The sequence below is a fragment of the Streptomyces sp. NPDC001714 genome (genome assembly GCF_042892755.1).
Taxonomy (GTDB): domain Bacteria; phylum Actinomycetota; class Actinomycetes; order Streptomycetales; family Streptomycetaceae; genus Streptomyces.
This window is the reverse complement of record NZ_JBIAUL010000021.1, coordinates 68,174-87,407: the sequence shown is the minus strand read 5'-3', so window position 1 is coordinate 87,407 and position 19,234 is coordinate 68,174. Positions and strand designations below refer to the sequence as shown.

General features: G+C 71.2%; 15 protein-coding genes. 12 read left to right on the top strand and 3 right to left on the bottom strand.

Going from position 1 to position 19,234, the window contains the following annotated elements:
- The first annotated feature begins 37 nt into the window (after positions 1–37).
- Genes ACFY0P_RS41010 through ACFY0P_RS41000 form a run of 3 tightly spaced genes read left to right on the top strand, consistent with a single transcriptional unit; the run spans position 38 to position 5,013 of the window.
- Positions 38–1,600, top strand: coding sequence for a tetratricopeptide repeat protein (locus tag ACFY0P_RS41010; protein WP_388925623.1), 1,563 nt, complete (start codon positions 38–40; stop codon positions 1,598–1,600).
- Positions 1,597–3,378 (top strand): nickel transporter, encoded by a 1,782-nt coding sequence (locus ACFY0P_RS41005; RefSeq protein ID WP_388925620.1) that lies wholly within the window; start codon positions 1,597–1,599, stop codon positions 3,376–3,378. The genes ACFY0P_RS41010 and ACFY0P_RS41005 overlap by 4 nt, the downstream gene beginning before the upstream one ends.
- A 45-nt stretch (positions 3,379–3,423) precedes the next feature.
- Positions 3,424–5,013, top strand: coding sequence for a protein kinase (locus ACFY0P_RS41000; protein WP_388925617.1), 1,590 nt, complete (start codon positions 3,424–3,426; stop codon positions 5,011–5,013).
- Positions 5,014–5,046: 33 nt separating this feature from the next.
- Here the strand turns inward: ACFY0P_RS41000 and ACFY0P_RS40995 are convergent, their stop codons facing one another.
- Entirely contained in the window at positions 5,047–5,850 is an 804-nt protein-coding gene (locus ACFY0P_RS40995; protein WP_388925614.1) for an SGNH/GDSL hydrolase family protein, read from the bottom strand.
- 435 nt (positions 5,851–6,285) lie between these two features.
- On the opposite strand from ACFY0P_RS40995, the gene ACFY0P_RS40990 reads away from it, so the two are divergent.
- The 5 genes from ACFY0P_RS40990 (at position 6,286) to ACFY0P_RS40970 (ending at position 13,660) form a co-directional block, all read left to right on the top strand.
- Positions 6,286–6,729, top strand: coding sequence for a hypothetical protein (locus ACFY0P_RS40990; protein ID WP_388925611.1), 444 nt, complete (start codon positions 6,286–6,288; stop codon positions 6,727–6,729).
- A 425-nt stretch (positions 6,730–7,154) separates the two neighbouring features.
- On the top strand, positions 7,155–7,976 hold the full coding sequence (locus ACFY0P_RS40985) for a glycosyltransferase family 2 protein (protein ID WP_388925607.1): 822 nt from the start codon (positions 7,155–7,157) through the stop codon (positions 7,974–7,976).
- A complete protein-coding gene (locus tag ACFY0P_RS40980; RefSeq protein ID WP_388925604.1) occupies positions 7,973–9,001 on the top strand; it encodes a glycosyltransferase family 2 protein in 1,029 nt (342 codons plus the stop codon). The genes ACFY0P_RS40985 and ACFY0P_RS40980 overlap by 4 nt, the downstream gene beginning before the upstream one ends.
- A complete protein-coding gene (locus ACFY0P_RS40975; RefSeq protein ID WP_388925601.1) occupies positions 8,998–9,798 on the top strand; it encodes a polysaccharide deacetylase family protein in 801 nt (266 codons plus the stop codon). Before ACFY0P_RS40980 ends, ACFY0P_RS40975 begins: the two co-directional genes overlap by 4 nt.
- The gene (locus ACFY0P_RS40970) at positions 9,791–13,660 is read left to right on the top strand and encodes a lipopolysaccharide biosynthesis protein (RefSeq protein ID WP_388925598.1); all 3,870 of its coding nucleotides are present in this window, start codon (positions 9,791–9,793) and stop codon (positions 13,658–13,660) included. The genes ACFY0P_RS40975 and ACFY0P_RS40970 overlap by 8 nt, the downstream gene beginning before the upstream one ends.
- A 24-nt stretch (positions 13,661–13,684) precedes the next feature.
- Here ACFY0P_RS40970 and ACFY0P_RS40965 read toward each other — a convergent pair whose 3' ends face one another.
- Complete coding sequence (locus tag ACFY0P_RS40965) at positions 13,685–15,109, bottom strand: xylan 1,4-beta-xylosidase (protein ID WP_388925595.1); 1,425 nt, start codon at positions 15,107–15,109, stop codon at positions 13,685–13,687.
- A 197-nt stretch (positions 15,110–15,306) separates the two neighbouring features.
- Between ACFY0P_RS40965 and ACFY0P_RS40960 the strand changes: the two genes are divergently transcribed.
- Both ACFY0P_RS40960 and ACFY0P_RS40955 read left to right on the top strand, forming a co-directional pair.
- Positions 15,307–16,401, top strand: coding sequence for a DUF5925 domain-containing protein (locus ACFY0P_RS40960; RefSeq protein ID WP_388925592.1), 1,095 nt, complete (start codon positions 15,307–15,309; stop codon positions 16,399–16,401).
- Between the two features lie 19 nt (positions 16,402–16,420).
- A complete protein-coding gene (locus ACFY0P_RS40955) occupies positions 16,421–17,191 on the top strand; it encodes a DUF72 domain-containing protein (RefSeq protein ID WP_388925589.1) in 771 nt (256 codons plus the stop codon).
- 177 nt (positions 17,192–17,368) lie between these two features.
- Here the strand turns inward: ACFY0P_RS40955 and ACFY0P_RS40950 are convergent, their stop codons facing one another.
- On the bottom strand, positions 17,369–17,740 hold the full coding sequence (locus ACFY0P_RS40950; RefSeq protein ID WP_388925586.1) for a GntR family transcriptional regulator: 372 nt from the start codon (positions 17,738–17,740) through the stop codon (positions 17,369–17,371).
- Between the two features lie 69 nt (positions 17,741–17,809).
- On the opposite strand from ACFY0P_RS40950, the gene ACFY0P_RS40945 reads away from it, so the two are divergent.
- Positions 17,810–18,739, top strand: coding sequence for a GNAT family N-acetyltransferase (locus ACFY0P_RS40945; protein WP_388925583.1), 930 nt, complete (start codon positions 17,810–17,812; stop codon positions 18,737–18,739).
- Entirely contained in the window at positions 18,720–19,229 is a 510-nt protein-coding gene (locus ACFY0P_RS40940) for a DUF402 domain-containing protein (RefSeq protein ID WP_388925580.1), read from the top strand. Before ACFY0P_RS40945 ends, ACFY0P_RS40940 begins: the two co-directional genes overlap by 20 nt.
- The last annotated feature ends 5 nt before the right edge of the window (positions 19,230–19,234 follow it).

Genomic DNA, 19,234 nt, shown 5'->3' with positions numbered 1-19,234 from the left:
GTTCCGGCAAGGGCAGCGGGGTGACTGCGGGTCGGCGGTGGCCGGTCGCGCAGTTCCTCCCCCCAGCCTTCGGCCGGGGGTACCCCCGGCGCCCCCTTCGGGGCGCTTCAAGACTGGCGCGGCCCGCACCCACCCAATCCCCCACGGCGCGGGCCGCGCCGCCCCGCGCGAACAGTTACTAGGAGAGGGCATGGCCCCGGGTACGAACGACAAGCAGCCCGCCGAGACGAAGGACGACGAGCGCGTCACCGCCCTGCGCCGGTTCGCCGCCGCGGGGCGGAACTGGCGGCGGGTCCAACTCGCCGGCTCCGCCCTGCTGATGGCCGTCGCGCTGACCGGCGGGGCGATCGCCTTCGGGTCCTCGCGGGACGGCGGGACGGCGCCGGTGGCCACGTCGAGCGCGGTGGACCCGGCGCTGCTGGCGAGCGGGGACCTCGAGACGACGATCGCCTCCCTCCAGGCCCATCTCCGTACCCAGCCGAAGGACTCCGACAGCTGGGCCACCCTCGGCCTCGCCTATGTCGAGCAGGCCCGCACCAAGGGCGACCCGTCCCGCTACCCGCAGGCCGAGAAGTCGCTCAAGCGCGCGCTCCAGATCACCCCGGACAACGACCAGGCCCTGGCCGGCGAGGCCGCACTGGCCGCCGCCCGGCACGAGTTCGCGCGGGCGCTCACCTACGCGGACCAGGCCCTCGAGCAGAACCCGTACAGTGCGAACGCCCTGTCCTCCCGGATCGACGCCCTGGTCGAACTCGGCCGCTACGACGAGGCGAGCAAGGCGGCCGACCTCGCCGACCAACGCAAGCCGGGCGTACCGGTGTTCACGCGGTACGCGTACGTCAGGGAGCTGCGCGGTGACGTGCAGGGCGCCCAGCGGGTACTGGAGCAGGCCCTGTCGACGGCCACGTCGAAGGGCGACATCTCCTACGTGGCCGCCCAGCTCGGTCTGCTCGCCTGGAACCAGGGCGACTACAAGAGCGCCCTGGACTACTACGCCCGCGCCCTGACCGCCGACGAGAACTACCTCCCCGCGCTGGAGGGCCGGGCCCGCGCCCAGGCGGCGACCGGCGACCGGGCCGACGCCGTCAAGGGCATGGAACTGGTCGTCTCCCGCTACCCGCTCCCCCAGCCCCTGGTCGAGCTCGGCGAGTTGTACGAGGACCGGAACGCCAAGGGCGACAAGGAGAAGGCCGAGGACCAGTACGCGCTCGTCGAGGCGTGGATCGCGCTCGCCCGTGCCAACGGCGTCAACGCCGACCTCGACACGGCCCTCGCCGCCGCCGACCACGGCAACAAGGCCGAGGCACTGAAGGCCGCCCGCGCCGAGTGGGCCCGCCGACACACCGTGCACACGGCGGACGCGCTGGCCTGGGCGCTGCACGTCAACGGCAAGGACAAGGAAGCGCTGCCGTACGCCCGTCGGGCCACCGCCACCGGCTACCGCAACGCCTCCTTCCTCTACCACCAGGGCATGATCGAGCTGGCCAACGGCGAGAAGGCGGCCGGCCGGGCCGCCCTCACCAAGGCCCTCGAGCTCAACCCGGGCTTCTCCCCGCTGGGCGCCCGTGCGGCCCGCAAGGCGCTGGAGGCCACGAAGTGAACCTGCGCCGGATCGCCGCCCTCTTCACCACGGCCTGCGCCCTGGCCCTCCTCCCCGCCACGGCCGCCAGCGCCCACCCGCTCGGCAACTTCACCGTCAACAAGTACGACGGTCTCGTCGCCGCCCCCGGGCAACTCCGCGTGGACCACGTCGAGGACCTCGCCGAGATCCCGGCGACCCAGGCCAAGCCCGACCTGAAGCGGCTGGGCACCGCCAAGTGGGCCGAACAGCGCTGCACGACCGCGGCCGACGGCAGCAGGCTCACCGTCGACGGCCGTACGACCCCGCTGACCGTGCGGACCAGCCACGCCGAACTCCGCCCCGGCCAGGCGGGCCTGAACACCCTGCGCGTGGAGTGCCGCTTCACCGCACCCCTCCCCGAGGGCACCACGGCCACGCTCGCCTTCCACAGCGCGGGCGCCGACACCGGGCCCGGCTGGCGGGAGATCACGGCGCGCGGCGACCGGATGACCCTGACGAAGACGGACGTACCGAAGACGTCCGTCTCCCACGAACTCACCAGCTACCCCAAGGACCTGCTCTCCTCCCCGGCCGACATCACCGCCGCCGCCGTCCGCGTGCGGCCCGGTGGCCCGGCGCTCGCCCAGGAACGTCAGGACACCCCGGGCGCCGAGATCCTGCCCCGGGGCATCGACCGCTGGACCCAGGCCCTGACCGACCTGGTCGCCCGCCACCACCTCACCGTCGGCTTCGCGGTGCTCGCGCTCTTCATCTCGATCGGCCTCGGCGCGATGCACGCCCTCGCACCGGGCCACGGCAAGACCCTGATGGCGGCGACGGCAGCGGCCCGCGGCGGCCGCGCCCGCCTCCGCGACGTCCTCCCGCTGGCCGCGTCGGTCACGGTCACCCACACCCTGGGCGTGGTCGCCCTCGGCGTCCTGGTCACGGCGGGCTCGGCGGCCACGCCGTCGGTGATCGCCTGGCTGGGCATCGCGAGCGGCCTCATGGTCCTGGCCGCGGGCGCGAACCTGACCCGCAGGGCATGGCGGAACAGGACCCACGAGCAGGCCCACGCCCACCGTCACCATCATCACGACCACGACCACGACCACCACCACGCGGCGCCCGAGAAGCGGGAGCTGGCCCTGGTCGGGGCCCACGAGCATGCCCGTGCCCACGCACACACGCACGATCACGGCCCTACGCACGATCACGGGCACGACCACTCTCATGGCGACGAGCACCCTCATGACCACCACCACGCTCACGGCCATGGCCATGACGCTCAGCCACACTCCCTGGCCACCCGGTCGCCCGAGGACGACGGCCGGCCCGCACCCCACCCAGCCCGTCCGGCGATTGAGGACGAGGCCGTTCAGGCCGAAGGGGGGTCCGGGGGCGCAGCCCCCGATCACGGCCACACCGACATGCCGCACAGTCACGGCGGGTTCACCCACACCCACCCCACGGCCCCCACCCTCCGCGGCACCATCCTCCTCGGCTTCGCCGGCGGCCTCGTCCCCAGCCCCTCGGCGGTGGTCGTGCTCGTCGGTGCCGCCGCCCTCGGTCAGGCGTGGTTCGGGCTGCTCCTCGTGGTCGCCTACGGCGTCGGTCTCGCGCTGACGCTGACCGCCGCCGGGTTCGCCGTCGTCAAGCTGGGTACGGGAATGACTCGGGTGATGGACAAACGCCCTCGCTGGACCACCCATCCCATGGCCGCGCTGGTCCGCAGGACCATTCCGCTCGTCTCGGCACTCGTGGTCGTGGCCCTGGGCGCCGGACTGGTGCTCAAGGGGGCCGCATCCGCACTTCTCTGAGTTACGTTTGTGATGAGTTCGCGCGAGCTGCCGTGGGGGGCACCCGTGACCGAAGAGCCGGGCCGTGAGCGAGTGATCGCGGGCCGCTACCGACTGCTGTCCCCGCTGGGCGAGGGCGGCATGGGCACCGTGTGGCGGGCCCGCGACGAGGTGCTGGGCCGTGACGTCGCCGTCAAGGAGGTGCGGGCGCCCGCCGGGCTGCCCGGCTCCGACGTCGAGCGGATGTACGCCCGGCTGGAACGCGAGGCCTGGGCGGCGGCCCGGGTCGCGAACCGCAATGTGGTGACGGTGTACGACGTGGCGATGGAGGGCGGACGGCCCTGGATCGTCATGGAGTTGATCCCGGGCGTGTCCCTCGCCGACGTGCTGGAGGCGGAGGGGCCGATGTCCCCGCAGCGGGCGGCAGGCGTCGGCGCCGAGGTGCTGTCCGCGCTGCGGGCCGCGCATGCCGCCGGGGTGCTGCACCGGGACGTGAAGCCCGGCAACGTGCTGCTGTCGAACGACGGCCGGGTGGTGCTCACCGACTTCGGGATCGCCACCGTCGAGGGCAGTTCGGCGCTGACCATGACCGGCGAGGTGATCGGCTCACCGGAGTTCCTCGCCCCGGAGCGGGCGCTGGGGCGGGCGTTCGGCCCCGAGTCCGACCTGTGGTCGCTGGGCGTGCTGCTGTACGCGGCGGTCGAGGGCGCCTCGCCGTTCCGGCAGGACACCCCGCTGAGCACCCTGCGGGCCGTGGTCGACGAGGAGCTGCCGCCGCCGTACCGGGCCGGACCGCTCACCCCCGTCATCGAGGGGCTGCTCCGCAAGGACCCGGCCGCGCGGATCTCCGCCGAACAGGCCGAGCGCGACCTGCGGTTGGTCGCGGCCGGGGGCACCCCGGGCACGGCCCCCACCGTCCCGGTCCCGGCGCCGTACGAGGCCCCGACCCTCGTCGCCCGGCAGACCCGGCCGTTCTCCCCCACGCCCCCGTCGCCCACCCCGGCGGACAGCCGGCCGCCCGCCTCCGACCGCGACGGCAACCGCAGGGCGGGCACCGTGCTGCTCATCGGCCTGGTGCTGGTGGTCCTCGCGCTCGGCGGACTGACGTACGCCCTCCTCAACCGCGACAACGGCGGCGACGGCGGCGACGCCAGCGCCAGTCAGTCGGCCAGCAACCTCAGCTCCCCGGCGCCCAGCCGGAGCAGCAGCAGCGCCGCGTCCAAGTCCCCGTCGGCGTCCGCGAGCAGCAGCGCACCGCAGCAGAGTGTGAAGGTCAGCGTGACCGGGTCCCGCACGGACTATTCGGGGTCCTGTCCGCCGTCGACGGCGCAGGCGCCCACGTTCACCGCGACGTTCACGGTGGGGAGCGTGCCCGAGGACGTGCAGTACCGCTGGGTCCTGAAGGACGGGAAGCTGGACGACCAGGGCTGGAAGACGCTGTCCTTCCCGGCCGGCGGCGGGAAGACCCGGCAGACGGGGGTGACCGTGACGACCTGGTCCGACAGCGGGACGCTGAACGACGCGATCGCCGTCGAGGTGCGCAGCCCGGTGGAGACGACGTCCAACTCGGTGCCCTTCTCGGTCACCTGCACCAAAACGACGGAGACCCCGACCGACGGGGCCTCCGCTTCACCTTCGCCCTCCAGTTCGTACTAGAACCCAGGACCCGTTGACTCAGGCCCCGTTGACTCAGGACGCGTTGCTGGTCAGGACCGGCAGATAGCCGCCGGACTGGCCGGCCGCGGTGGGGTGGTACGACTCGGTGATGTCCAGCCAGTTGACGCTGTGCAGCCAGGAGCTGCCGGAGCAGATCTCGTGGCTGGAGAACGCGCTGCGGACGTCGCCGAAGGTGAACCCGTGGTCGGCGGCGCGCTTGGCGATCGCGGTGTCGATGTAGTCGGCGGCGTTGTTGATGGCGGTGCGCTTGGTCGAGGAGAGGCCGAGGCAGGTGGTACCCAGCAGGTAGAAGCGGGGGTAGCCGAGGACCACGACCTTGGCGTTGGGGGCCTTGGCGCTGATCGCGTCGTACACGTTGTCGAGCTTGCCGGGGAGCGTGGAGTCGACGTACGCCTCGGCGGTGCTGATCCGGGACAGGCAGGTGCTGTCGGAGCTGAGCACACAGGTCGTCATGACGTCGGCGAAGCCCGCGTCGTTGCCGCCGATGGTGAGGGAGACCAGGGCGGTGGAGGAACTGAGCGTGCCGAGCTGGCCGGAGAGCACGTCGTCGGTGGTGGCGCCCGAACAGGCGAGGAACGAGAACGAGGACGGGCTGTGGGCGGCGTTCCACAGGTAGGGGTAGGCGTTGGTGCTGCGGTCGCAGCTGCCACTCGAGCTGATGTAGCTGCCGGCGCCGACACCGGACGCGTACGAGTCGCCGAGCGCCACATAGCCCCCGGTCGCGGCCTGCGCTTCCGTCGCGGCCGCCCCGGTGAGGGCGAGGCCGGTGGCGAGGAGGAGTGAAGTCACGTATGCCGTAATTCGGGAACGTCTCATGGAACCTCCCTTTAGCAGGATCTCTGCCACAACTGTCGTAGCAACTACGCGTGTTGACGGGAAGTGTCCATGCCAAAACTGTTCAGGTTCTCAACCGGCTCCAACCGGAGCGATCCTGTACGTTCCCGGCGCGTTTGATTGCGTGGCCATGACTGGCCCGTGACAGGTCGTCAACTGTGCGCGCGAAGCCGCGCGCACACCCCTCCCACCACGGCTCGGTCCTGGATCTCTGCGCGCCGCACCGGCTCGCCCGGCAAACTCCCGAAGCTCGTGTCGTAACCGATCACCGGAACGCACCGGAATCGAGCGACTTGTTCCCCGGAGGCATCAGGTGTCTCCGGGGAACGGTCATGTCCGGAGACCTGCTTGACGCCTCCAGTTCGGCTGCGCGACATTGAAGCCCGGCATCCGACGCCTTGGGGGGCAAAGTCGGCCATGCAGACCATACGGCTCAAGACATCATCAACAGCGGACGAACGGGCACGACCAGGACCGGGGAGGGACCTGGGGCCACTGTTCGCGGGGGTCGCGACGGCCGTCGCCGGGACCGGTGCGCTGCTCGCGCTCACCGACTCGGGCTCGTCGTTACGGGGGCCGTTCGCGCTGTTCTTCCTGATCGCCGCGCCGGCCGCGGCGATCGGTGCGGCCCTGCGCGGACTCGATCCGCCGGCCCGCGCGCTGACCGCGCTGGCGGGTGCCGTCGCCCTGGACATGCTGATCGCCCAGGGCATGCTCGCCACCCACCGCTGGTCCTGGCGCGGCGGCATCGTCGCCGTGACCGCGATCAGCCTTCTCGTGCTTCTGCTGGTACTCCTGCGACCGGTGGAACGAATTCTCCGACGGAAGTCCCGGCGAGCCGGGAAAATCCGTTCGAGTTGAAGAACAAGGTCGGCCAAAGTTTCGTAACGGCCAAACCAATAAAAACGTGAGGACCAGTTCCGGGACTTGCCATACTGGTCCAATCATCAATACCGTCGTACATCTCACCCGCATCGGATCGTCAACAAGCGGCTCTAGGGGAGGGCTCAAGGACCGCGATGTTCCGGAGCGGGGCGCGGTAGGGGGGTGCCGTGCTCGGTGACTGCAATGACCACGGTCGTTTCTCGTGTGACCACTGTCGTTTCCGAGTCGTGCCGCGCGACCGGCTGCCGTTTGCCGGCAGACCGGGCAGATTTGCCAGCTCACCTGCGGATACGGAGATCCTTTTTCCGTGCCACGGGTGAGAAGAACCCCCCTTTCGAACCGGACACCAATGCGGGCCGCCCAAGGGGCGGGCGGTCCACCGGACGAGAGGGACAAGACTCATGAGTTCTGTTCTGCGTCAGCCGACTTCGGGCCAAGATCCGTTAATGGCCACCGAATACCGGCCGATCTCCTCCCACCTGGCGATCACACCGCCGGTGAGCGTGGTGATCCCCGCCATGAATGAGGCGGAGAATCTCCCCTACGTCTTCAAGACGCTTCCCGGCTGGATACATGAAGTGGTCCTTGTGGACGGTAATTCCACGGACAACACCGTAGAAGTAGCGCGGGAGTTGTGGCCCGAAGTGAAAGTCGTCGAACAGAGTGGCAAGGGCAAGGGAGATGCCCTCATCACCGGGTTCGAGGCGTGCACCGGCGACATCATCGTCATGGTGGACGCGGACGGCTCGGCCGACGGCCACGAGATCGTGTCGTACGTCTCCGCCCTGGTCTCGGGCGCCGACTTCGCCAAGGGCTCGCGTTTCGCCAACGGCGGCGGCACGGACGACATGACCTTCATCCGCAAGCTCGGCAACTGGGCGCTGTGCACGGTCGTCAACCGCAAGTTCGGCGCTCGCTACACCGACCTCTGCTACGGATACAACGCGTTCTGGCGGTACTGCCTCGACAAGATCGACCTCGACTGCACCGGCTTCGAGATCGAGACCCTGATCAACATCCGGGTCGTCAAGGCGGGCCTGAAGGTGCAGGAGATCCCCAGCTACGAGTACCTCCGCATCCACGGCACCAGCAACCTGCGTGCCGTACGCGACGGGCTGCGGGTGCTCAAGGTCATCCTGAAGGAGCGCTCCAACCGGCGTGACCTGCGCCGGCAGGTACGGCACTCCCCGATGCTCACCACGGGCCAGGGAGAGTCGTCTTGAGCGATCCCGACATCTCCGTCGTGATCTGCGTGTACACCGAGGACCGCTGGGAGGACATCCTCGCGGCGGTCTCCTCGGTGCGCGCCCAGTCGTATCCGGCGCTGGAGACCCTGCTGGTCGTCGACCACAACCCGGCGCTCCTGGAACGGCTCACGAAGGAGTACAAGGAGCACGCGGAGGCCACGGGGGTGCGGGTGCTCGCCAACGCGGGTCCCCGCGGCCTGTCCGCGGGCCGCAACACGGGCATCGCCGCCTCCTACGGCGAGGTGATCGCCTTCCTCGACGACGACGCCGTGGCCGAGCGGGACTGGCTGCGCCGTTTCGCCGAGGGGTACGCCGACCCGAAGGTGATGGCGGTCGGCGGCCGGACCATGCCGATCTGGGCCTCGGGCCGCCGACCGGAGTGGTTTCCGGAGGAGTTCGACTGGGTCGTCGGCTGCACTTACCGGGGGCTGCCTGCGGGCCGCGTCCGGGTCCGGAACGTCCTCGGCGGAAACGCTTCTTTCCGGCGTACCGCCTTCGACGCGGCGGGCGGCTTCGCCACCGGCATCGGCCGCGACGGCGACAAGCGCCCGCTGGGCTGCGAGGAGACCGAGCTGTGCATCCGGCTCACCCGGGCCCGCCCGGACGCCGTGCTGCTCATCGACGACCGCGCGGTGATCCACCACCGGGTCCCCGAAGTCCGTGAGCACTTCGGGTACTTCCGCACCCGCGCCTACGCCGAGGGCCTCTCCAAGGCCCTGGTCGCCCGCAGTGTGGGCGCCGGCAAGGGCCTGGAGTCCGAACGCCGGTACACCACGCGTGTGCTGCCCGCGGGGGTCGCTCGTGGCCTGCGGGACGCCCTGCTGGCCCGGCCGGGCGGCGCGGGCCGGGCGGGCGCGATCGTCGCCGGGGTGCTCACGGCGGCCGGCGGCTATGTGGTCGGGAGCGTACGGGCGCGGCGGAGCGGGGCGGCCTTCGCCGTCGCCGGGATCGAAGCCGGACCGCCCGGACGGTCCGCCGCCGCGGACGGGGGTGCCGCATGAGTGACACCCCGGTGCCGATCCTCATGTACCACTCGGTCGCGACCGCGCCCAACGACGCCACCCGCGCGCTGTCGGTGGCGCCGGAGGCGTTCGCCGAGCAGATGGCGCTCGTCGGCGACCTGGGTCTGACCCCGGTCGGCACGGCCGAGCTGGCCGTGGGCTGGCGCTCCGGCGGCCCGCTCCCCGACCGTCCCGTCCTGATCACCTTCGACGACGGCTACGAGGGCGTGCACCGGCACGCCCTGCCCGTGCTCGCCAAGCACGGCTTCGCGTCCACGCTGTTCGTCTCCACGGGCTGGATCAGGGGCACGTACGACACCGGAGGCGGCCTGGACGCCATGCTCGACTGGGACCAGGTCCGCGAACTCGCGGGCGCGGGCTGCGAGATCGGCGGGCACAGCCACACCCACCCGCAGCTCGACCAGCTGGACGACGAGCGGCTGCGCACGGAGCTGGTGTGCTGCCGGGAGATCGTCACCGACGAACTGGGCGCCGCGCCCGCCTCGTTCGCCTACCCGTACGGCTACTCCAGCCGCCGGGTCCGGCAGGCCGTGCGGGCGGCCGGGTACACCCAGGCGCTCGCCGTCGGCAACGGTCTCGCCCGCCGCCGTCAGGGTCCGTTCGCGCTGCAGCGCGTCACCGTGCGCCGCAGTACGGACGCCGAGGAGTTCGCGCGGCTGCTCGAAGGCCGCTCGATCGCCCGCAACTTCGCCAGGGACCGTGCCCTCACCAAGGGGTACGCCGTTCTCCGCAGAGCACGCCAGGTCCGCCGGAAGGCCATCCGTTCCCGTGTCTGACACGACCACCACAACAGAGGCCAACACACCCGACACAGCGGCGCCCGAGCAGTCGGGGCGCCGCCTTCGCCTGCCCGGACGGGGCGGCTCGTCCGGCGGCAGCCCACTCTTCCGGAACGCCTATGCGCTGATGCTGAACACCGGCATCTCCGCCGTCCTGGGCCTCGGCTTCTGGCTGGCCGCGGCCCGCTACTACTCCGAGTCGGCCGTCGGTCAGGGCTCCGCCGCCATCGCCGCCATGAAGCTCCTGGCCGGGCTCACCGCGGTGACCCTGACCGGCGCCCTGGCCCGCTTCATCCCGGTCGCCGGGCGCCAGACCGGCAGGTTCATCTTCCGTACCTACGCGGGCAGTTCGCTGATCGTGGCACTGGCGGCCGGTGTCTTCCTGACGACGCTGGGCGTGTGGGGGCCGTCGTACCGCTTCCTGCACGGGCCGCTGCCCGGGCTCGGGTTCGTCGTGGCGGTGATCGCCTGGAACCTGCTCACGCTCCAGGACGGCGTACTGACCGGGCTGCGCAACGCACCCTGGGTGCCGGTGGGCAACACCGTCTTCTCCGCTGTGAAGCTGGCGCTGCTTGTCGCCTTCGCGGCGGCGATCCCGATGGCCGGTGTCTTCGTCTCCTGGGTCGCCGCGATCGCCACCTCGTTCGTACCTCTGGGCTGGCTGGTGTTCCGGCGCCTGGTGCCCCGGCATGTCAAGGCGACCGCGGACCACGCCAAGCCGCCCACGCTGAAGGAGATCGGAAGGTTCCTGGCCGGCGACTACACCGGCTCGCTGTTCTCCCTCGCCGTGGTCTACCTGGTCCCGGTCATCATCGCCTCGCAGGTCAGCTCCGAGGACAACGCGTACTTCTACATCACCACCACCATCGGCGGCACCACCAACCTGCTCGCCATCAACATGGGCGCCTCGCTGACCGTCGAGGGGTCGCACGACCCGGCCCGGCTGGCCGCCAACACCCGGGCCGCGCTGAAGCGGATGGCCCGGATCATGATCCCCCTCTGCGCGCTGCTGTTCTTCGGGGCGCCCTGGATCCTCGGCGTGTTCGGCCCCGGCTACGCGGACGCGGCGACCCCGCTGCTGCGCTGGTTCGCGGTCGGCGCGCTGCTCCGGGTCGTGATGGAGACGTACTTCGCGGTGCTGCGCGCGCAGAGCCGTACCGCAGGACTGGCCTGGCTGCAGGGCCTGTTGTGCGTCCTGGTGCTCGGTCTGACCCTGCTGCTCCTGCCCCGGATGGGGCTGACCGGCGCGGGCGTGGCCGAGATCTCCAGCCTCGCGGTGATCGTGACCGTCGCGGCGCCCCGGCTGTGGAAGACGCTCCGGGCGGCCCCGGCCGAGGTCCCCGAGGACATGGCACCGGACGGCGACCTCGCCGACCTGGGCACCCTCCCCCACTCCCGGCTTCGCTCGAGCGGGGGGACCCCCACGGTGCCGCCCGCCGCCGTACCGCGCAGGCGGGGCCCGGCGTGGGCGCTGGACACCGACACCCTCGCCCTCGGCATCCATGTGGACTTCGACCATGTGGAGCGGCGGCCGGACGTCCGGCCCGGTCCGGGAACTCCGCCCACGGGTACGCCCGTTGTCCGACCGGACGACCGGCCGACGTGGGCGCTTCGGCCGCCACGGAATCTGGGGTTGCCGGTGGAGGAGAGGGAGCCGCACTCGGAGTCCTCGCTCGGGCCGGCCGAGGCCTCGCTGCTGAGGGAGGCGGAGGTCGACGCGCCGTTCGGGAAGGCGGTCGCACCAGAACCGGAGGAGCCGGGGGAGCCGGAGGATGCAGCGGTGCCGGCCGAGGCTCCGCGGGAGTCTGCGGAGTCCGCGCCCACGGGCTCACTGCGGGAGCGGCTGACGCCCACCCGCACAGGGGTCGTCCTCGGCTGTCTGCTCGTCGCCGCCCTGCTGCTCTACTGGGTGCCGGCGGCCCGGCTCGACGACGCCGACCTGGACCGGATGGGCGGGCTAGGGCTGATCTCGGTGCTGCCGCTGCCGACGCTGGCCGGGGCGGCCCTGCTGGTCACGGTGTTCGCCGCACTGCTGTGGCTGCGCCGGGAGCACAGGGCGCTGCTCCTCGTCACCCTGCTGGCGACGGTCGTGTCGCTGCATGCCCTGCCCGCCGTGATCGAGACGGAGCCGCGCTTCCCGACCGCCTGGCAGCATCTCGGCTTCATCGACTACATCGACCGCACCGGCTCGGCCGTACCGGACCTGGACGCCCGCTGGAGCTGGCCGGGCTTCTTCGCGGCGGCCGCGTTCGTCGGCCGGGCGTGCGGGGTCACGGACTTCACCGAGGTGATCCGCTGGTGGCCGACGTTCATCCAGCTCGCCTACCTGGCGCCGATGTTCCTGCTCGTACGGTCGTTGCGGGCGAGCTGGCGGGCGAAGTGGACCGGCATCTGGATCTTCGCGCTGTGCGGCTGGGTCGGCCAGGACTACTTCTCCCCGCAGGGCTTCACGTACCTGCTGTATCTGATGTTCTTGGCGATCCTGCTCGTCTGGTTCCGCGCTCCGCACGTCATCTGGACCAGGTTCCGGCCGGGTGAGGCGGAGGTCGAGCCGACCGACCGCCGTCAACAGGCCGTGCTGCTCCTGGTGTTGATTGGGCTGTACGCGGCGACCGTCCCGGCGCACCAGCTCACCCCGTTCGTGATGCTGGGCGTGCTGGCGGCCCTGGTGCTGATCGGCCGGTCCGAACTGCGGGGTCTGCCCATCCTGTTCGGGGTGGTCGCGGCCGTCTGGCTGGGCTTCATGGCCGAGCCGTACTGGTCCGGGCACTTCAACGAGCTGTTCGGCGGGGTCGGCGGGGTCGGCAGCAATGTCTCCACCTCGGTCTCCGGCCGTATCCAGGGCGGCAGTTCGACCCACAAGCTGGTCCTGTACGTCCGGGTCCTGCTGGCCGGGAGCATGATGGTGTTCGCCGTCTGGGGCTGGTGGCGCCGGCGCTTCCACAAGTACCGCGAGCGTTCCCTGCTGGTCCTGACCTTCGTGCCGTTCCTGGGCTTCGGCATGCAGTCGTACGGCGGCGAGATGGCGCTGCGCGTCTTCATGTTCGCCGTGCCGGGCGCGGCCCTGCTGGCCGGGCTCGCGCTGTTCCCGCGCACCGGGGTCACGGCGAAGGAGCGGGAGAAGGACAAGGTGAGCCTGGCCCCCGTGGCCGCGCTCATGGCCGGGCTGCTGCTCATGGGCGGCTTCCTGGTGGCGCGTTGGGGCAACGAGTCCTTCGAGCGGGTCAGGCCCGGCGAGGTCGCCGCCATGGACTACGTCTACGCCCACGACAAGCCCACGGTACGGCTGCTGTGGCTGAGCAACGACACGGTCAACGACGTGACCCCGGCGATCCCGTGGGGCGCGAAGGACATGGAACGGGTCGACTACGTGCCGACACTGGCGCCGACCGATCCCGTTCTGGTGTCGAGCCTGGTGAAGGCGTTGAAGGACGCGGGTCCGAACTCGTATCTGATGATCAACAGGAGTCAGGCCACCTATCTCCGGATGGACGCCGGCTACTCGGCGACCTGGGAGAGCCGGCTGATCCAGAACCTGGACAACCGGCAGGACCTGACGAAGGTCCTGGTCAACGCCGACGCCACCATGTACGCGCTGCGCACGCAGCCCACGGGTGCGGTGGAGAAACCGGATCCGGGGCCGATCGGGCCGCGGATCACCTGGACGCCGTGGTCGGTGATCGGCGGTCTCTCCGCCGTCGCGCTGATCCTGCTGCTGACGGCGCGCGAGGTGGTCCGGGTCGCGGTCCGGCCCGGAGTGCGTCAAGTGCGGTGGCTCCAGGGCAGCTTCTGGTTCTCGCTGCCGCTGCTGTCGGTGCTGCTGGCCTCGCTGGTACAGCGGTTCCTGACCATCAAGTGAGGGTTCCGAAGTGGCTCACCCGGTTCACCTGGTGAGCCACTTCACCTCGTAGGCCTTCATGTCGAACCGCTTCCCGTCCACCTGCGCGCTGATCGCCCGGTCGAGGGTGTTGACCACCAGGACCGTCCTGTCGCTGGCGAGGACGCGGACGTTGGGTACGTCGTCCTTGGCGACGGAGACCGTCTCGTACCTGGTCCCCGGCGGGAACGCCTTCCCGAACCGCGACACCAGGCCGTACATCGGCAACGCCCGCCCGCCGCCCCCGTCATCGGTCGTGGTCCACAGGCAGCCGGCGCAGTCGCCGCCCTTCTCGTCCTCCGGGTTCCAGTAGAAGCCGGAGTCGGCGCCGCCCCTGACCAGGGCGATCATGCCGGTGGCCTGGACGGCGACCCGGTGGTCCTCGGTCCAGCCGTCGCGTTCGTCCTGGCCGTCGGCGGGTTCGACGTAGTACTCGGCCCACCACAGCGGCAGGTCGTGCGTCTGTTTCCGCACCCACGCGCTGACGGCGGTGAGCTTCTCCGTGGCGGCGAACTCGTTCGGCAGCATGTCGTCGTCGTTGGTGTAGCTCGACCCGTCCACGACCACGAAGTCGGCGCCCGCCTTGTGGGCGTTCCAGTAGTCGAAGGCGTCGATCACCCGCTGGTCCATGACGCCCCAGTCCCCCTTGAGGGTGGCGGAGGCGTTCTCGGTCTGGCGCGGGTCGAAGCTGTCCATGACGAGGTACGGCCCGCCGACCATGATGTCCTTGTCGACGGCCTTCAACGCCTTGTAGACGAGGTTGTAGAGCTCGGTGTAGCCCTCGTAGTCCCAGCGGCCCTTCGCGTTGTTCCAGAAGCCCTTGAACTCGTTCCAGACGATGAAGTGCCGTACGTCCGGATAGCGCTTGGCGACGGTCGCGGCGAGGTCGGCGTAGTCCTGGTAGTGGTCCGGGGTGGGCGCCGTCTCCAGGGCGGCCTGGCTCCAGTCGGTGTTGTTCACACCGGCCCTGCCGCCCTTCATCCAGTCCGGGGAGCAGCACAGGGTGATCACCGGGGTGCCGCCCGACCTGCGCATGAAGTCGACGCGCCGGTCCAGCGCGCCGAAGTCGTAACGCCCCTTCACCGGCTCCGGGTTGTCGGCGCCCCAGCCCATGATCGCCTGGTCCTGCGGCATCCCGGCGTCCTGGGACAGCAGGTCCTCGACCCGCTCGGTGGCGGTCGTGCTGCCCTCGTCGGCGCTGTACCGGGTGTGGGTGAAGCCCCAGCCCACGGACGGCTCGGTGGTGTCCGGCGGGGTGGCGGGGGTGCCGTGCACCTTGTCGCCGTCGCGGGTCGTGCCCGCGGTGCTCGCGCCGCCCCCGGGAAGTGTGTTGACCAGTGTCACGATCAGGGCGAGCGCGGCCACACCCACCCCGAGCAGGGCGGTGAGCCGCCACCGCCGAGCCCCCGAATTCCACCCATGACGTCCCATCAAGGACAACATTAACGGCGGAAATCGCCCCCGGGGCAGGTATCGGCGATCGACAGCTGTGTAACAGGGCCGTGGGCGTTCCGGGGGTGCGTGCACGGCCGCTCCGGGATACTCCGGAAGCTCGGTGCACACCCGACACTCCCCTCCCACTTCGGAAAACGGGTGCGCTGCGGGCCCCGGTGACAGATCATGGCGGCATGTCTGCCAAGCCGCACGAGACGCTGCCGATCCGGCTCAACGTCGACGACTCCGACTCCCCGTCCGATGTCGTCGACGCGCTGTTCCTCGGCCGCTTCGCGACGGGCGAGCAGCCGTACTCGCACGCGGCCAACATCGACCGGGTGCGCTCCGGGGCGACCCTGCTGCCGAAGGAGGCGCGGGTGCTGCGGGTGGCCCGCGACGACGACCGCAGCGCGACGCTCGCGGAGGGCGACGGCTGGACGCTGCTGGTGTCCCGCTGGAACCGGGGCGCCGACGTCACGGTCACCGCCACCACCGCCGAACTGGCCGCCAAGGTGCTGAACGAGGCGACGGACGGCGCGGCCGACGAGCCGGAACCGCAGCCGGAGAACGTGACCATGGGCTTCTGGTACGTCTCCCCGCGCCGTGGCCCGCACCGCACCACCCGGCAGATCTCGGCGGGCACCTGGGACGAGGTCCGCGCCAACTACACGGCACCGGTCGCGGACGCGATGGACCACCTGATGAAGACGACGCCCGAGGACATCGCGGGCCGTCTGCTCCTCCTGCACGGACCACCCGGCACCGGCAAGACCTCCGCGCTGCGCACCCTCGCCCGGTCCTGGCGGGACTGGTGCCAGGTGGACTGCGTCCTCGACCCGGAACGGCTCTTCTCCGACGTCGGCTATCTGATGGACATCGCGATCGGCGAGGAGGACGGCGCCGGCAAGGGCCGCTGGCGGCTCCTGCTGCTTGAGGACTGCGACGAGCTGATCCGGGGCGAGGCCAAGCACACGGCCGGCCAGGCGCTGTCCCGGCTGCTCAACCTCACCGACGGTCTGCTCGGCCAGGGCCGCAACGTCCTGGTCGGGGTCACCACCAACGAGGACCTGGAGCGGCTGCACCCCGCCGTGGTCCGCCCCGGCCGCTGCCTGGCCCGGATCGAGGTGGGCCCGCTGACCCACCCCGAGGCGGTGAACTGGCTCGGCGCGGAGGAAGGCGTGGGCCGGGACGGGGCGACCCTGGCGGAGCTGTACGCACTGCGCCGGGGCACGACGCCGACGTCGGTACCGGGGGCGCGGGAGGGCGCGGACGCGGGCCTGTACCTCTAGCCGGTGCTTTGATGGAGGTATGCCCCTCTTCATCGGAACGTCGGGCTGGCAGTACAGGGACTGGCGGGGGGTCCTGTACCCGGCCGACGTGCCCATGCGCTCGTGGCTGGAGGAGTACGCGACGCACTTCGCGACGGTCGAGCTGAACAACGCGTTCTATCGCCTGCCGACCCGCGAGAACTTCGCGTCTTGGCGGGACCGGGTCCCGCCGGGCTTCGTGATCGCGGTCAAGGCGAGCCGCTACCTCACGCACATCAAGCGCCTCAAGGACCCCGAGGAGCCGGTCGACCGCCTGATGACCCACGCGGCGGGTCTCGGCGACCGACTGGGCCCGGTCCTCCTCCAGCTCCCACCGACGCTCAAGGCGGACCCGCCGCTGCTGGACGCCTGCCTGTCCTGTTTCCCGCGTGGTGTCCGCGTCGCGGTCGAGCCCCGGCACGACTCCTGGTGGACGCCGGAGACCCGCGAGGTCCTCGAATCCCGGGGCGCGGCCCTGTGCTGGGCCGACGTCCAGGCCCACCCCATGACCCCGCTCTGGCGCACCACCGACTGGGCCTACGTCCGCTTCCACCAGGGCCGGGCCCGCCCCTGGCCGCGCTACGGCCGCCGCTCCCTGGAAACCTGGATCGACCGTATCGCCACGGCGTATCCCCAGAAGGCCGACGTCTACACGTACTTCAACAACGACCCGGGCGGGGCGGCGGTACGGGACGCGGTGGCGTTCGGAAGGGCGGCGCGGCGGGCGGGGCTGACGGTGACCAGGACGCCGGAGCTGAGCAGGAGCGGCTGACGCCGCACTTGCCACGCCGGGCCGAGCAAAGTACGGCACCGCCGGATCCCACCGCCGTGGCTGATCGTCCCGCCGACTCACCCCACCCCGCCAACCCGACCCCTCCCACCGGCTCTTTTTCTTCCGCCGCGGTGGTGATCAGCCGCGACGGCGGATCTCGGCGGTGCCGGGCTGCTCTCAGCCCTTCCCGTACGCCGCCCGCAACGCGTCCCGTACCGCGGACAGCGCCTCCTCCTCGGCCAGCCCCAGCCGCCGTGCCCGCTCGGCGTAGGCCTGGGCGGCCAGCGACGCCTCACGTGCCGCGGCCGAGCCGGCCGCCGCGACGAACGTGCCGTTGCGCCCCCGCGTCTCGATCACCCCGTCCGTCTCCAAGGCCCGGTACGCCTTGGCCACCGTGTTCACCGCCAGGCCCAGCGACTCGGCCAGCCCCCGCACCGTCGGCAGCCGGTACCCCACCGGGAGCACCCCGCCCCGCGCCTGCTCGGAGATCTGCGCCCGCACCTGTTCGTACGGCGGCGCGCTGTCATCGATGTGGATCTTCAAGGTCACGGCCCGATTCTCCCGTACCCACCGGAAAATGAGAGGCACCCCGCACACGTCCCGCATAGCGTGCGCCCCATGACAGTGATCGTGCGTGACCTGCGCCCCGACGTCCGGTCCGACGCCGAGGGCTTCGCCCGGGTCCGGCAGCTCGCCCTCCCCTTCATGCTGTACACCCCGGAGTCCCTGGTCCACGACCTCACGCACGCACACGCCGACGCCCACTTCCGCCAGTTGGTGGCGGAGGAGGACGGCGAGGTCATCGGCACCGCCCAGGTCGGCCTCGCCCACGAGAGCACGGAGCCGGGCCAGGGCTTCGCCAACGTGTACGTGCATCCGGAGCGCACCGGCCGGGGCGCCGGCGCCCTCCTGGCCCGTACGGCGGAGGCGCACCTGTCGGCGGTGGGCGCGAGCACCTCGTACGCCTGGGTCCTGGACGCCCCGCCCAACCGCGCCTTCGCGGAGCGCCGCGGCTACACCGCGAGCCGCTCCGCGCACTTCCTCCGTCTCGACCTCGCGCACGGCGCACTTCCCCCGTTGCGGACTCCGCCGCCCGGAGTCGAACTACGCACCGCCGCCGACTTCGCGGACGATCCGCGCCCGCTCTTCGACCTCGACGCGGAGACGTTGCTGGACGAACCGAGCGACATCGACATCGAGTTCGCCGACTACGAGGCCTGGCTGGACGAGACCTGGCGGCATCCGCTGCTCAGCCACGAGCTGAGCTCGGTCGTCCTGGTCGACGGCCGCCCCGCGGCCTTCAGCGCGGCCCGCACCGACGGCGGCACCCGGTACGGCACCGTCATGACCGGCACGGCCCGCGCCTTCCGTGGCCGGGGTCTGGCCAAGCTCGCCAAGAACGACTCCCTGCACCGCGCCCGCGCCGCCGGCTTCACACAGGCGTTCACGGGCAACGACAGCGGCAACGGCCCGATGCTGGCGATCAACAAGTGGTTCGGGTACGAGATCTGTGCGACGGAGGTCAGGTATGTCCGTGAACTCGGCTGAGCCGGCGGGCACGGTGGACGTCGTGCTGGTCAAGGCGGGCCGTACGAAGATCCGGTACCCCGCCGAGCTGCTGCACGACGACGGCACCCGGATCGCCGTACGCGCCCCGTGGGCCGGCGACACGCCACGCGACTTCGGCTTCGTCCGCTTCGAACAGGGTGATGTCTTCACCGAGTTCTACTGGCGGGACCGGTGGTACGCGGTGAAGGAGGTCCGCGCCGCCGACGGCGCGCTGAAGGGCTGGTACTGCGACGTCACCCGTCCGGCGACGCTCAGCGGCGGCCGGCTGGTCGTCGAGGACCTCGACCTGGACCTGTGGCGCTCCGCCGACGGCACGGACGTACGGCGCCTGGACGAGGACGAGTTCGCGGAGAGCGGGCTGGCGGAGCGGGACCCGGAGGCCGCGGCGGCGGCAGCGGCCGCGCTGGACACGCTGGAGGGCCTGGCCCGGAAGCCGGATTTCGCCACCCTGCTGGCCCAGCTGCCGTGAACCCT

Bases quoted from the DNA above. Each gene is read 5' to 3' on its own strand.
- ACFY0P_RS40995 (WP_388925614.1), bottom strand. From the start codon at position 5,850: ATGAGACGTTCCCGAATTACGGCATACGTGACTTCACTCCTCCTCGCC.
- ACFY0P_RS40990 (WP_388925611.1), top strand. From the start codon at position 6,286: ATGCAGACCATACGGCTCAAGACATCATCAACAGCGGACGAACGGGCA.
- ACFY0P_RS40985 (WP_388925607.1), top strand. From the start codon at position 7,155: ATGAGTTCTGTTCTGCGTCAGCCGACTTCGGGCCAAGATCCGTTAATG.
- ACFY0P_RS40975 (WP_388925601.1), top strand. From the start codon at position 8,998: ATGAGTGACACCCCGGTGCCGATCCTCATGTACCACTCGGTCGCGACC.
- ACFY0P_RS40965 (WP_388925595.1), bottom strand. From the start codon at position 15,109: ATGGGACGTCATGGGTGGAATTCGGGGGCTCGGCGGTGGCGGCTCACC.
- ACFY0P_RS40960 (WP_388925592.1), top strand. From the start codon at position 15,307: ATGTCTGCCAAGCCGCACGAGACGCTGCCGATCCGGCTCAACGTCGAC.
- ACFY0P_RS40955 (WP_388925589.1), top strand. From the start codon at position 16,421: ATGCCCCTCTTCATCGGAACGTCGGGCTGGCAGTACAGGGACTGGCGG.
- ACFY0P_RS40945 (WP_388925583.1), top strand. From the start codon at position 17,810: ATGACAGTGATCGTGCGTGACCTGCGCCCCGACGTCCGGTCCGACGCC.
- ACFY0P_RS40940 (WP_388925580.1), top strand. From the start codon at position 18,720: ATGTCCGTGAACTCGGCTGAGCCGGCGGGCACGGTGGACGTCGTGCTG.